At 62.8% G+C, this 12994-nt stretch carries 14 protein-coding genes and 3 pseudogenes; 6 read left to right on the plus strand and 11 right to left on the minus strand.

The features are described from left to right. Positions 1 to 43 precede the first annotated feature (43 nt). The 3 genes from P3R82_RS23760 to P3R82_RS23770 all read right to left on the minus strand — a co-directional run bounded on the left by P3R82_RS23760 (position 44) and on the right by P3R82_RS23770 (position 1971). Positions 44 to 601 (minus strand): fasciclin domain-containing protein, encoded by a 558-nt coding sequence (locus tag P3R82_RS23760; RefSeq protein WP_283195568.1) that lies wholly within the window; start codon positions 599 to 601, stop codon positions 44 to 46. A gap of 105 nt (positions 602 to 706) precedes the next feature. Beyond that, a complete protein-coding gene (locus tag P3R82_RS23765) occupies positions 707 to 1435 on the minus strand; it encodes an anti-sigma factor (RefSeq protein WP_283195569.1) in 729 nt (242 codons plus the stop codon). Next, positions 1432 to 1971, minus strand: a complete 540-nt coding sequence (locus tag P3R82_RS23770) for a sigma-70 family RNA polymerase sigma factor (RefSeq protein WP_283195570.1) — start codon at positions 1969 to 1971, stop codon at positions 1432 to 1434. The genes P3R82_RS23765 and P3R82_RS23770 overlap by 4 nt, the downstream gene beginning before the upstream one ends. A gap of 163 nt (positions 1972 to 2134) precedes the next feature. Between P3R82_RS23770 and argB the strand changes: the two are divergent. Continuing rightward, positions 2135 to 3023: pseudogene (argB, locus tag P3R82_RS23775) on the plus strand (acetylglutamate kinase). 221 nt (positions 3024 to 3244) lie between these two features. Here the strand turns inward: argB and P3R82_RS23780 are convergent. Next, positions 3245 to 4015, minus strand: a complete 771-nt coding sequence (locus P3R82_RS23780; protein WP_283195571.1) for an isocitrate lyase/phosphoenolpyruvate mutase family protein — start codon at positions 4013 to 4015, stop codon at positions 3245 to 3247. 120 nt (positions 4016 to 4135) lie between these two features. Between P3R82_RS23780 and P3R82_RS23785 the strand changes: the two genes are divergently transcribed. Both P3R82_RS23785 and P3R82_RS23790 read left to right on the plus strand, forming a co-directional pair. Next, positions 4136 to 4843, plus strand: coding sequence for a pyrimidine 5'-nucleotidase (locus P3R82_RS23785; protein WP_283195572.1), 708 nt, complete (start codon positions 4136 to 4138; stop codon positions 4841 to 4843). A gap of 110 nt (positions 4844 to 4953) precedes the next feature. Beyond that, complete coding sequence (locus P3R82_RS23790) at positions 4954 to 5595, plus strand: EF-hand domain-containing protein (protein ID WP_283195573.1); 642 nt, start codon at positions 4954 to 4956, stop codon at positions 5593 to 5595. 100 nt (positions 5596 to 5695) lie between these two features. Here P3R82_RS23790 and P3R82_RS23795 read toward each other — a convergent pair. After that, positions 5696 to 6563 (minus strand): annotated as a pseudogene (locus P3R82_RS23795) (LOG family protein). Positions 6564 to 6751: 188 nt separating this feature from the next. On the opposite strand from P3R82_RS23795, the gene dapD reads away from it, so the two are divergent. The 3 genes and pseudogenes from dapD to P3R82_RS23810 all read left to right on the plus strand — a co-directional run bounded on the left by dapD (position 6752) and on the right by P3R82_RS23810 (position 9547). Then, positions 6752 to 7612: a 2,3,4,5-tetrahydropyridine-2,6-dicarboxylate N-succinyltransferase gene (gene dapD / locus P3R82_RS23800; RefSeq protein WP_283195574.1), complete on the plus strand. Its 861-nt coding sequence runs from the start codon at positions 6752 to 6754 to the stop codon at positions 7610 to 7612. A 157-nt stretch (positions 7613 to 7769) separates the two neighbouring features. Beyond that, entirely contained in the window at positions 7770 to 8963 is a 1194-nt protein-coding gene (gene dapE / locus P3R82_RS23805; RefSeq protein ID WP_283195575.1) for a succinyl-diaminopimelate desuccinylase, read from the plus strand. Next, positions 8950 to 9547 (plus strand): annotated as a pseudogene (locus P3R82_RS23810) (hypothetical protein). The gene dapE and the pseudogene P3R82_RS23810 overlap by 14 nt, the downstream one beginning before the upstream one ends. Here the strand turns inward: P3R82_RS23810 and arsC are convergent. The 6 genes from arsC to def all read right to left on the minus strand — a co-directional run bounded on the left by arsC (position 9544) and on the right by def (position 12965). Continuing rightward, complete coding sequence (gene arsC, locus P3R82_RS23815; RefSeq protein ID WP_283195576.1) at positions 9544 to 9945, minus strand: arsenate reductase (glutaredoxin); 402 nt, start codon at positions 9943 to 9945, stop codon at positions 9544 to 9546. The pseudogene P3R82_RS23810 and the gene arsC sit on opposite strands and share 4 nt — an antisense overlap. After that, positions 9923 to 10729: a tRNA pseudouridine(38-40) synthase TruA gene (gene truA / locus P3R82_RS23820; protein ID WP_283195577.1), complete on the minus strand. Its 807-nt coding sequence runs from the start codon at positions 10727 to 10729 to the stop codon at positions 9923 to 9925. The genes arsC and truA overlap by 23 nt, the downstream gene beginning before the upstream one ends. Then, positions 10729 to 11664 carry a methionyl-tRNA formyltransferase gene (gene fmt, locus P3R82_RS23825; protein ID WP_283195578.1) on the minus strand — a complete coding sequence of 312 codons (936 nt, stop codon included), beginning with the start codon at positions 11662 to 11664 and terminating at the stop codon, positions 10729 to 10731. The genes truA and fmt overlap by 1 nt, the downstream gene beginning before the upstream one ends. 40 nt (positions 11665 to 11704) lie before the next feature. After that, positions 11705 to 12124 (minus strand): type II toxin-antitoxin system VapC family toxin, encoded by a 420-nt coding sequence (locus tag P3R82_RS23830; RefSeq protein ID WP_283195579.1) that lies wholly within the window; start codon positions 12122 to 12124, stop codon positions 11705 to 11707. After that, on the minus strand, positions 12121 to 12381 hold the full coding sequence (locus tag P3R82_RS23835; protein WP_283195580.1) for a plasmid stabilization protein: 261 nt from the start codon (positions 12379 to 12381) through the stop codon (positions 12121 to 12123). Before P3R82_RS23835 ends, P3R82_RS23830 begins: the two co-directional genes overlap by 4 nt. Positions 12382 to 12446: 65 nt before the next feature. After that, positions 12447 to 12965 (minus strand): peptide deformylase, encoded by a 519-nt coding sequence (gene def / locus P3R82_RS23840; RefSeq protein WP_283195581.1) that lies wholly within the window; start codon positions 12963 to 12965, stop codon positions 12447 to 12449. Positions 12966 to 12994: the final 29 nt, after the last annotated feature.

The following is a 12994-nucleotide window of genomic DNA, read 5'->3' on the forward strand; positions in this document are numbered from 1 at the left end:
CCGGGTGTAAAGGGGCGCCTCCCGTTGCTGCCTGAACTACCGGTTACATCTTCGGCAGCAGAACCTTGTCGACGACGTGGATGACGCCGTTCGACTGCTTGACGTCGGCGATCGTGACATTGGCGACACCGCCGCTCTCGTCGGTCAGCGTGATCTTGCCCATGCTTTCCTTGGCCTTCAGCACGCAGCCGCCGACTGTCTTGATGTCGTGCTCGCCACCGTCATCCTTGATCATCTTGGCGACGGTCTTTGCCATGGCGTCGGCGGCAACGACGTGGCAGGTGAGAATCTTCACGAGCTTCGCCTTGTTCTCCGGCTTCAGCAGCGTATCGACGGTGCCGGCAGGCAGTGCCGCGAAGGCTTCGTTGGTCGGCGCGAAGACCGTGAACGGACCCTTGCCTTCGAGCGTCGAGACCAGGCCGGCTGCCTTGACGGCGGCCACGAGCGTCGTGTGATCCTTCGACTTCATGGCATTTTCGACGATGTTCTTGGTCGGATACATGGCGGCGCCGCCGACCATCGGGTTCTTGGCCTGCGCGGCGAAAGCGATTGCGGATACGGCGATTGCAAGGGCTGCCGTGCGCAGCGCGAACTTGATCATGACTGTTCTCCTCATCAGTCCGCTCGCGGGTCGCCGGCTGAATGCATCGGCGTCGCACGGACATGAGGATCTACGAAGGGTGGATGGAAAAAGTTTCAGCCGGTCTCACGGCCGGCGCGCGGCGCCGCTTGCGACCACGGGGCCGGTCGGCGCGCCCGTCGGCGAACCGCCGAATGGCTCCAGACTGACCGCGAAGCTCGTGCCCTCGCCGATCGCCGAGCGCATGTCCACGGGGATCACCAGTTCGCCATCGCCGCCCTCTCCCGCGGCGAAGATGCCGAGCGATTTCGGCGTGCCGCCTTCCGGCAGCAACCACAGTTCGAGCGACTTCTCCTCCGGCTTGCCCGCGGCCACCGGAACGATCCGCATCCGGCCGGTCTGCGCCTCGTAAGACGCGAGCAGATTGACCTGGCCGGCGGGCGCCGACAATTGAGCGACCAGCGGCGGGACGGTCGGCTTCAATGGCGAGACCGTCGCCACCGTCAGCGACAATGCCGCCGAGGTGATGACGAGCGAGACGGCGGCGAGACAGCGCCAGAAGAAGATGGAGTTCCAGACGCCCCTGCCCGGCGCGGCGGCCTGCTGCGGCACGCCGAACAAACGCGCTTCGACCTGCTTGAAGGTTTCCTGACCGGGGGTGACGGCATCGTAATCGTCGTTGAACGTTGAGAGGTTCGCTTCCCAGCGGCCGACGATCGCCGCGAACTGCCGGTCGACGCGCATGCGGTCCTCGACGACACGGCGATCCTGAAAAGACAGAACGCCGAGAACATACTCGCCGGCGAGTACCTCATCGCGGGAGCGACCTCCCTTGCTTTGATCGGACGACGTCATCGTTCCAGGCACTCTCTCAGCTTCAATAGGCTGCGCCGCAGCCATGTGCGCATCGTATTCAGGGGCACGCCGAACTCATCGGCCAGTTCCTGATAGCTCAGCCCTTCGACATAAGCCCGCCTGACCGCCACCGCACGATCAGCTTCCAACTGTTCCATGCAGGTGTCAATCCGCCTTCCTTCATCGCGGATCACAGTTGTCGCTTCCGGATCAAGTTGGCTGTCTGCGAGATCATAGGCACTGTCCAATTCGTCGGCTACCGGCTTGCGGCTTCTCAGGGTATCGATCGCCTGGTTGCGCGCGATCGCCGCAAGCCAGGACGAAGGCGTTCCCGAGGAGATCGCGAAGGCGGAAGCGCGTTGCCAGACCTTGATATAGACCTCTTGCAATGCTTCCTCCCCCTCCGTCTTGTCCTTCAAGATACGCAGACAGATCGCAAAAAGTTTCGGGCTTGTTTCACGGTACAGAGCCACGAAAGCCTTTCGGTCGCGCATTGCAACCCGACCGATCAGTTCGGCGATTTCCTCGCTCGTCATGCCGTGTCTCTTCCCCAATGTCCTTCCCTAACTATGGGTGTTCGGTCACGCTTGGCAAGACGGCGGGGTATGGGCAAATTGCGCGAACTATCGGGCCAATGATTATTCCATCTGTCAAAAACTTGGGATAAAAGGCCGCAACCATTTTTCTGCGGGGTATCCGATGACCGAGACCGAAAGCGAAATCCAGGCACGGCTGCTGGCGCAGGCGCTGCCCTTCATGCAGCGTTACGAGAACAAGACGATCGTCGTGAAATACGGCGGCCATGCGATGGGCAATCCGGAGCTCGGCAAGGCGTTCGCCAGCGATATCGCGCTCCTGAAGCAATCGGGCGTCAATCCGATCGTCGTTCACGGCGGCGGACCGCAGATCGGCGCCATGCTGACAAAGATGGGCATCGAGATCGAAATTCGAAGGCGGCCTGCGCGTCACCGACGCCAAGACGGTCGAGATCGTCGAGATGGTTCTCGCCGGCTCGATCAACAAGGAAATCGTCGCCCTCATCAACCAGACGGGCGAATGGGCGATCGGCCTATGCGGCAAGGACGGCAACATGGTCTTCGCCGAAAAGGCGCGCAAGACCATCAAGGACCCGGACAGCAACATCGAGCGCGTTCTCGACCTCGGCTTCGTCGGCGAGGTCGTTGAAGTCGACCGCACGCTGATCGACCTGCTCGCCCGCTCGGAAATGATCCCGGTCATCGCCCCGGTCGCTCCGGGCCGCGACGGCGCGACCTATAACATCAATGCCGATACCTTCGCAGGCGCGATCGCCGGCGCGCTCAACGCGACGCGCCTCTTGTTCCTCACCGACGTTCCCGGCGTGCTCGACAAGCAGGGCAACCTGATCAAGGAACTCTCCGTCTCGCAGGCGCACCAGCTGATCGCCGACGGCACGATTTCCGGCGGCATGATCCCGAAAGTCGAAACCTGCATCGACGCGATCAAGGCCGGCGTCCAGGGCGTCGTCATCCTCAACGGCAAGACCGCCCATTCCGTGCTGCTCGAGATCTTCACCGAGCGCGGCGCGGGAACGCTGATCGTTCCCTGAGGGCGGTATTTTTTCTGTTGCGGTCGGGATTAAGTCCCCTCCCCAACCCCTCCCCACAAGGGGGAGGGGCTAACGCGTTGCGCCCTTTGTGCCATCTCACACCATCTGCATATGTCGAGAGGCTTCGGTCTCGTGGAGAGGGCGCGCCCAGCAAGCCCCTCCCCCTTGTGGGGAGGGGTTGGGGAGGGGTCTATCTTACGTCTACCTTACAGGGGTCTACCTCACAGCGTCCCGTAAACCACAGCAGCCGCTTCTTTCAGCTTCTCCATCATCGCCCGATATGGCCCCGGTCCATAGCTGACACGGGCGACGCCGAGCTTCGCCAGCGTCTTCACATCAGGCGCGCCCGGCCGCATCATGATGTTCACCGGCAGCGGCGAGGCAGCGCAGATCTTCTCGATCAAGGCTTCATCGATCAGCCACGGCACGAAGAAGCCATCGGCACCGGCGGCCGCATAGGCCTTGCCGCGCTCCAGCGCCTCCTCGACCAGACCGGCATGTTTCGAAAGATCGCCCTCGCGCAAGAACAGGTCTGTTCGCGCATTGATGAAGAACGCAATGCCGCGGCGATCCGCCATCTCGCGGATGGCGCGGATGCGGGCGGCCTGCTTCTCGACCGGGTGCAGCCCATCACCGCCCACCACCTGATCCTCGAAATTGATGCCGATCGCGCCGGCATCGATCAGTTGCTCGACATTCGCGGCAGCGCCTAAGGGATCGGTGGAATAGGCGCCCTCGAAATCGACGGAGAGCGGCAGATCGTTGACCGCGGTGATCTGGCGGGTCGTTGCGACCAGCGCTTCCATCGGGATCTTCTCGCCATCGCCATAGCCCTGCGCGGCTGCGACCGACCAGCTGCCGGTCGCCAGCGCCCTGGCGCCGGCCTCGGTCACTGCCTTTGCCGTTCCCGCGTCCCACACATTGTAGAGAACGACAGGATTGCCCTTCTGGTGCAGCGCGCCGAACGTCTTTGCCTTCTCAGCTTGATTCATCTTCTCCTCCTCACTTCGTGTGCCGGAAAGCTAGTGCGATCACGTCAGGCGATCAATCAACGGGCGTGAATGGTCGCATTCCGGATTTCAATCGAACGCGACGCGTGCCATAAGGCAGGCATGAGCAAGATCGATCGCACGCCCACCCATTCCGACTTCGCGCATGTGACAGAGTGGGTCTTCGACCTCGACAACACACTCTATCCGCATCACGTCAATCTGTTCGCGCAGATCGACACGAACATGACGTCCTATGTCTCGACGCTGCTGCAAATGGAGCGCGATGAGGCGCGCAAGCTGCAGAAGCAGTATTATCTGGAGCATGGCACGACGCTGCAGGGGCTGATGATCCACCACGGCGTCGACCCCAACGACTTCCTCGAGAAGGCGCATGCGATCGATTATTCCAGCCTGACGGCGCAGCCGGAACTGGGCGCCGCGATCAAATCCCTGCCGGGCCGCAAGTTCATCTTCACCAATGGCAGCGTCAAGCATGCGGAAATGGCGGCCGGCGCGCTCGGCATTCTCGACCATTTCGATGACATCTTCGATATCGTCGCGGCGGAATTCGTGCCGAAGCCGGCGCAGGAAACCTATGACAAGTTCACCCAGCTGAAGCGCGTCGAGACGCGCAAGGCGGCGATGTTCGAGGATCTGCCGCGCAACCTGACAGTGCCCAAGGCGCTTGGCATGCAGACCGTGCTCCTGGTGCCCAACAACCTCGAGGACACGGTCGTCGAGTGGTGGGAAAAGACCAGCGGCGAGGATGACCACATCGACTTCGTGACCGACGATCTCACTGATTTCCTTGGCAAGATCACGCGCTAAATTACGAAAGTTTCATCCAGCTTACCGATGTTTAACTGGGTAATCGGGCGAGCGCGCCCTACCTTTTCGTCTGTGATCCGCATTGAGATCGCACAGTGAAAGGAACCCAAATGTCTCGGAACAAGCTGATACTGGCCGCACTTTCCTCCGTCCTGATCGTCGGTGCCGCAGCCGGCAGCAGTTTTGCCGCGCCCGGCGACAAGCAGAAGCATCCGCAGAAGCCCCGTCACATGATGATGGGCGGCGAAATGCGCGGACCTGTCATGCGCGAAGTCGCCTTCGTGCGCATGCTGCAGCAGTTCGACACCAACAAGGATGGCCAGATCTCCAAGGACGAAGCCACGACCGGCATGACGACGATCTTCGCGGCGATCGATACCGACAATGACGGCTCGCTGACACCGGGGGAAATCCGCAAGTATCAGGAAGCGCAGATCGCCAAGATCAAGGCATCCGCGGACGACATGGCCGCCGACGACGAAGCACCACCCGCACCGCCTCCGGCCGATGCCGACGCGGGCCAGCCCGCACCGCCGCAGCCCGAAGCCAACCGTGGTCCCGGCCGCAACGGCATGCGCGGCCCCGGCATGATGCGCGAACTGATGCTGATGCAGCGGATCGACACCGACGAGAACGGCCAGATTTCCAAGCAGGAAGCCGAAGCGGCCTTCGAGAAGTTCTTCACGCGCATGGACACCAACAAGGACGGTGTCATCTCGATCGCCGACATGCCGCAACGCCCATTCCTCTAAGGCGGGGCCTGTAAGGCAGGGCCTGCAAGACAGGAAACGACCGGCATCAGAGCCCGCCGCGACGATCGCGGCGGGCTTTTCCGTGTCTTAGTGGAGCCCCCTACTCCGGGTGTTCGTAGAAGTCCTGGATGATCTTCCAGGCGGCGTCGGCGGTGTCGACGAAGCTGATCAGGTTGACGTCGTCGGGCGCGATCGTGCCGAATTCGGCAAGCGCGTCGAAATTGACGATGCTTTTCCAGAACTTTTCGCCGAAGAGGATGAGCGGCATCTTTTCCATGCGGCCTGTCTGGATCAGCGTCAGGCACTCGAAGAATTCGTCCAGCGTGCCGAAGCCGCCCGGGAACACGGCGATCGCCTTGGCGCGCATCATGAAATGCATCTTGCGGATGGCGAAGTAGTGGAAGTTGAAGCTGAGCTCCGGCGTCACATAGACGTTCGGCGCCTGCTCATGCGGCAGCACGATGTTGAGACCGATGGAGGGCGCGCCCTCGTCGGCAGCACCCCGGTTCCCCGCCTCCATCACGCCCGGTCCGCCGCCGGTCACGACGACATACTCGTGGAAATCGAGATCCGGCGGCGTGTTTCGAGCACAGGCGGGCGAACTTGCGCGCCTCGTCGTAATAGACGGACGCCGCCTCCAGATTGGTGCGCTGGGTTTCGTTGCGGGCAGCCCAGGCGCTCTGGCCGGGCGCAGGAATACGGGCGCCGCCGAACATCACGACGGTCGACTTGATGCCGAGCTCGGTGAGCAGCATTTCCGGCTTCAACAGTTCCAGTTGCAGGCGGATCGGCCGCAGTTCCTCGCGGCACAGGAAGTCCTGGTCGGCATAGGCAAGGCGATAGGCCGGCGACAGGGTCTGCGGCGTTTTCGGCACGGCTTCGGCGCGCTGCTTGTCTGTCTCGCTTGATTTCAACGGATCCCAGACGCCGTCCTTGCGCCGCAACCTGCCGTTTTTCGCCTTTGTCATTCCAATGCCTTTCAGTCCTGCGGCAGCACCTGCCGTATGTCGTTGCGCAGCCGTGATCGGGAACCCGGCCGTCCCGAAAAATCATTCCATTTTAGCCCTGCATGCGATAGAGCAGATCGCATCCCGCCAATCACAATTCCCGGAGGCCCTCGCCTCCAACGATAAAGATCGAAGTTTAAGGAATTCTCATGAGCGCCACCGACCTCTCCGCCCTCGAAAAGACCCTCGAAGCCGCCTTCGACAACCGCGACAGCGTCAACACCTCGACCAAGGGCGACGTGCGCGATGCGGTCGAAACCGCGCTCGAGCTTCTCGACGGCGGCAAGGTGCGCGTGGCAGAGCGCGGCGCCGACGGCGTCTGGAAGGTCAATCAGTGGCTGAAGAAGGCCGTTCTCCTGTCCTTCCGCCTGAACGACATGGAAGTCGTCAAGGGCGGTTCCGGCAATTCGACCTGGTGGGACAAGGTGCCGTCGAAGTTCGAGAACTGGGGCGAGAACGAATACCGCGCCGCAGGCTTCCGCGCCGTGCCGAACTGCGTCGTGCGCCGCTCGGCCCATATCGGCAAGAACGTCGTGCTGATGCCGTCCTTCGTCAACCTCGGCGCTTTCGTCGACGAGGGCACGATGGTCGATACCTGGGCCACCGTCGGCTCCTGCGCGCAGATCGGCAAGCACGTGCATCTCTCGGGCGGCGTCGGCATCGGCGGCGTGCTCGAGCCGATGCAGGCCGGCCCGACCATCATCGAAGACAATTGCTTCATCGGCGCCCGTTCGGAAGTCGTCGAGGGCTGCATCATCCGCGAGGGCTCGGTTCTCGGCATGGGCGTCTACATCGGCAAGTCGACCAAGATCGTCAACCGCGCCACCGGCGAAGTCTTCTACGGCGAAGTCCCGCCCTACTCGGTCGTCGTCGCCGGTTCCATGCCATCGGGCAACGCCACCATGCCGAACGGCCTTGCCGCGCCGCACCTCTACTGCGCCGTGATCGTCAAGACGGTCGACGAGAAGACCCGCTCGAAGACCGGCATCAACGAGCTGCTGCGCGACTGATCAAGACCCGATCCGTTGCCGCGCGTGAACGATCCCATGCGCGGCAACGCACGAGTTTCCGCCCTATATCGAGCCGGTGAAAGCCGGACGCGGCTTTCACCGGGCGCAACTCTTCCTTGCCTTTTCTTTGCCATTACCGCCGGATAGTTCCACTGTCATGACCGCTACCGATCCCATTGCCAATCTCCAGACCCTGATCCGCTGCCCATCCGTTACGCCTGCCGAGGGCGGCGCGCTTTCGGCGCTGGAAGCCATGCTGTCGCCGCTCGGCTTCAAGGTCGACAAGGTGAAGGCGACGGAGCCGGGCACGCCGGATATCGAGAACCTTTACGCCCGGCTCGGCAATGACGGCCCGCACCTGATGTTTGCAGGCCATACCGATGTCGTGCCCGTGGGCGACGAAGGCGCGTGGACGCATCCGCCCTTTGCCGCCGAGATCGCGGGCGGCGAGCTGTTCGGCCGTGGCGCGGTCGACATGAAGGGCGGCATCGCCTGCTTCGTGGCCGCGATCGCCCGCCATATCGAAAAGCATGGCGCGCCTGATGGATCCGTGTCCTTCCTGATCACCGGCGACGAGGAAGGTCCCGCCATCAACGGCACGATCAAGCTTCTGCAATGGGCAGCCGAGCGCGGCGAGCGCTGGGATGCCTGCCTTGTCGGCGAGCCGACCAACCCGAACAGGCTGGGCGATATGATCAAGATCGGCCGCCGCGGATCGCTGACGGGCAAGATCACCGCCCATGGCGTGCAGGGGCATGCCGCCTACCCGCATCTGGCCGATAACGCCGTGCGCGGCATCCTGCAATTGACGCAGGCATTGATGCACCCGCCCTTCGATGCCGGCACCGAGAACTTCCAGCCTTCCAACCTCGAAGTGACGACCGTCGATGTCGGCAATCCGGCGACGAACGTGGTTCCGGCCAAGGCGACGGCGAGCTTCAACATCCGCTTCAACGACACCTGGACGGCGGAAACGCTGCAACAGGAGATCATCCGCCGCCTCGATGCCGCCGCCTCCGAAGGCGTGCTCCGGGCGGGTCGTGCTCCGTTCAGATACGATCTCGTCTGGGCGGAGCGCCCGAGCCACGTCTTCCTCACGCGCAACAACGCGCTGATCGCCTCGCTGTCTTCGGCGATCGAAAGCGTGACCGGCCAGTCGCCGGCGCTGTCGACCACGGGCGGCACGTCGGATGCGCGCTTCATCAAGGATTATTGCCCCGTCGTCGAGTTCGGCCTCGTGGGTCAAACCATGCACATGATCGACGAACGCGTCGTGGTTGATGACCTCGAGCGGCTGACCGTCGTCTATGAAACCTTCATCGCGCGCTGGTTCGAGAATGCCGGGATTTAGGGAAGTCCAATATTATCTGGCCGGCCTCTGGTTGCTGATCCGAATGGATCCGGCCGGCTTCCGTTTTCTCGACATGTCGGACCGGGGCGTCAATCGCTCCTTCTGGGCCTTCGTCTGGTGCCTGCCGCCGATGGGGATTTCGTGGCTGTGGTGGCGCAGAATCCTTCCTGCGCACGATGCCGCCGCAAACGGATGTCAGCCCGGTCTTCTATTTTCGCCTGGGGCTGGTGGAGGCGGCGAACTGGTTCGTGCCGCTGGTGCTGGCCGGCCTGCTGCTGCTGATCATGAAGAAAGGCGAGCGCTTCGGCCATGTGATCGTCAGCGTCAACTGGCTTGGCGTGCCGCTCTCCTATATCAACGGCCTGCTGCTGGCGCTGGTGTTCTTTTTGCCCGGCACGATCGGCATCGTCTCGCTGCTGCTGCTCGCCTTCATGCTGGCCCAGGTCTTCGCCATCGCCCGCATCCTCAGGATGATCTTCAACGGCAACGGCCCGCTGATCGGCGCGATGACCCTGGTGCTGTTCGTGCCGGCGCTGATGCTGTCGGAATTCATGCAGCGGTTCCTGGGGATCTACCCGGTTTAAGGGCTCCGGACCATTTCTCCGTCTTCCTTGGTGAAGGCGCCGATCGGGTTCTCCAGGATTTCCAGCACGACTTCCGACGGACGGCAGAGCCGAGTGCCTTTGGTGGTCCGGACGATCGGCCGGTTGATGAGGATCGGGTGGGCGAGCATGGCGTCGAGGAGGTGTTCGTCGTCGAGATCCGGATCGGCAAGGCCGAGGTCGTGGTAGGGCGTGCCCTTCTCTCGAAGCAGCGCGCGGACGGGGATGCCCATTTCGGCGATGAGCGCGACCAGCGTCTCGCCGCTCGGCGGGGTCTTCAGATACTCGATGATGAACGGTTCCTCGCCCGACTGGCGGATCATGGCCAGCACGTTTCGCGAGGTGCCGCAGGCGGGGTTATGATAGATCGTCGTCGTCATCGGTTGTTTCCGTTTCCTGTCTGCGGTCGACGATCACGTCGGGATAATCGACCTGCATGAAGTAGAGACCGTCGGGCGGGGCGACCGGGCCGCAGGCCTTGCGGTCCCTCGCCTCCAGCGCCGCGCGCACATCATCCGGCGTCCAGCGCCCCTCGCCGGCAAGCTTCAGCGTGCCGGCGAAGGAGCGGATCTGGTTGTGCAGGAAGCTTTGCGCGGTGGCGCGAATTTCGATGAGATCGCCTGATCGCGTCACATCCAGACGGTCGAGCGTGCGCACCGGGCTGTTGGCCTGGCAATGGGCGGAGCGGAAGGTGGTGAAATCGTGCTTTCCCACCAGCGTCTGGGCGGCTGCGTGCATGACCTCGTGATCCATGGTCTTCGCCACGAACCATGCCTTGCCGGCCTCCAGCGCCAGCGGCGCACGGCGGCTGATGATGCGGTAGAGATAGTGGCGGCGCAGCGCCGAGAACCGTGCGTCGAAGAATTCGCTGGCGTTTGTCACATCGAGGATCGCGACGCGCTCGCCTGCCAGCCTCAGATGCGCGTTCAGCGCGTTCTGCAGCTTGAAGGGCGACCATTCCCTGGAGAGGTCGGCATGGACGACCTGGCCCATGGCATGCACGCCGGAATCGGTGCGGCCTGCACCGCGGATCGACACCACATCGCCGCTGGCCGAGAGGATGGCCTTCTCGATCGCGCCCTGCACCGAGGGACCATTTTCCTGCCGCTGCCAGCCGACATATTGCGAGCCGTCATATTCGACGATCATGCGGTAGCGGAACATCAGGCGAGCCTCGTGCCCTTGGCAAGCGGCGTGCCGCGCAGGAAGTCGGCGGCTGCCAACGGCTTGCCGCCGGCCTTCTGCAGCCTGGTCAATCTCACGGCGCCGGTGCCGCAGGCGACGACGAGATCGTCGCTCAACAGTTCACCCGCAGCGCCCGATCCCTCGGCGCGCTCGGAGCCCAGCACCTTGACGCGCTCGGGCTTGCCGCCGAACTCAAGCTCGAACCAGGCGCCCGGAAACGGCGCCAGACCGCGAATGTGGTTGTGAACGTCGGCGGCGTCACGGGAGAAATCGATACGCGTCTCGGCCTTGTCGATCTTCGATGCGTAGAGCACGCCCTCCCCGGGCTGCGGCGTCAGCGGCAGATCGTCCATCTCGAGCTTGACCATGGCCTCGGCCATCGCCCTCGCGCCCGTGAGCATCAACCGGTCGTGCAACTCGCCCGACGTCATGTTTTCGCCGATTGCCACTTCGCTGGTGATGGCGACGGCGCCGGTGTCCAGGCCCTTGTCCATCTTCATCACCATCATGCCGGTCTTTTCGTCTCCGGCCATGATCGCGCGCTGGATGGGGGCGGCGCCGCGCCAGCGCGGGAGCAGCGAGGCGTGGCCGTTGTAGCAGCCATATCGCGTGCCGTTGAGGATCGCTTCGGGAAGCAGCAGCCCGTAGGCGACGACGACGGCGACGTCGGCCTTGTGGGCGGCGAAGCGCTCGCGCTCTTCCAGATCCTTGAAATTGACGGGCGTGAAGACGGGAAGCCCCAGGAGCTCGGCGGCCTGATGCACCGGCGACTTCTGCAGATCCAGCCCGCGACGCCCGCCCGGGCGCGGCGGCTGGGTGTAGACGGCGAGGATCGTATGGCCGGCATCGACCAGCGCGCGCAGCGTCGGAACGGAGAACTCGGGCGTACCCATGAAGATGATGCGAAGAGACATTGTGTGCCGCCAATTCCTGGCTCAAGGCCAATCTTGAAGATCAGCCGCCTTCAAACGGGTTTACGAGCTTGAGATCAAGCCCTTCGAAGTCTTTTGTGTTGCGCGTGGCGAGCGTGGCGCCGTGGATGAGGCAGATTGATGCGATCATGGCGTCCTTGGTCTCCATCGAGCGGCCGACATTTCGACGAGCGGCGGCAAGCGCGCCATAGCGGCGCGCCGCCTCGATGGAGAAGCCAAGAACACGACCGGCAAAGTCGGCCTCGATCCGAGTGAAATCCGCGATCAGCGATGCCTTCCGGCGACCTTCGTCGAGCAGATGCAGACCGTAATACATCTCGCCAATGGAAATGGTCGTCAGGAACAGGGACTCGATCTCGAACCCGTTGAGCCAGGTCAGGATACGTTCACTGTTGAGCCGGCCCTGGATCTCGGAGATCACGTTGGTGTCGAGAACGATCATGGTTCGAAGCGCGGCGGATCGCGATCGGTTTCATGACGGAGCTCGGAAAAGGTCTCGACCTCATCCGCCGTCAGCCGCTCATCTCCCAACAACCCTCGCAAACGATTTCCCGCGGGCACGAGCGATTGCTCCCTGAGGATCTGGCCCCGCATCATTTCGATCGCTTCCTGCGAAAGACTGCGACCATTGCGGATCGCACGCTCCTGCAGATGCGCCTTCAAGTCGTCATCAAGGCCACGGATCAGAAGATCACCCATCTGGCACCTCCACTACGATATCACTGATATCATAGCACTTGGGTCCCGGGTTATCAACGCGAGGCTCAGAGCGCCTTGGTGGTCTTGGAGGCCTTGGTGAACTTCTTGATGACCATCTCGCGCTTCAGGCGGGAGATGTGATCGATGAAGAGCACGCCGTTCAGGTGGTCGATCTCGTGCTGCAGGCAGGTGGCGAGCAGGCTGTCTGCTTCCATCGTCTGCTCCTTGCCGTCGCGGTCGAGATACTTGACGCCCACGGTCGCCGGGCGCTCGACCTCGGCATAGTAATCGGGAATCGAGAGGCAGCCCTCTTCATAGACCGAGCGCTCGTCGGAGGAGGTGACGATCTCGGGATTGATGAAGACGAGCGGCTGCTTTTCCTCGCCCTCGCGCGAGACGTCGATGACGAGCATACGGCGCGCAACGCCGATCTGGATGGCGGCGAGCCCGATACCAGGAGCATCGTACATGGTCTCCAGCATGTCGTCGGCGAGACGCTGCAGATCGCTGTCGACGCGCTCGACCGGCTTGGAAACCTGGCGAAGCAACGGATCGGGAAGAATGATGAGTGGCTTGATGGTCATGGCGTTCCCATAACGCATCTTTTTGCGGG

It is taken from the genome of Rhizobium sp. AN80A, assembly GCF_030053015.1.
Taxonomy (GTDB): Bacteria; Pseudomonadota; Alphaproteobacteria; order Rhizobiales; family Rhizobiaceae; genus Rhizobium; species Rhizobium metallidurans.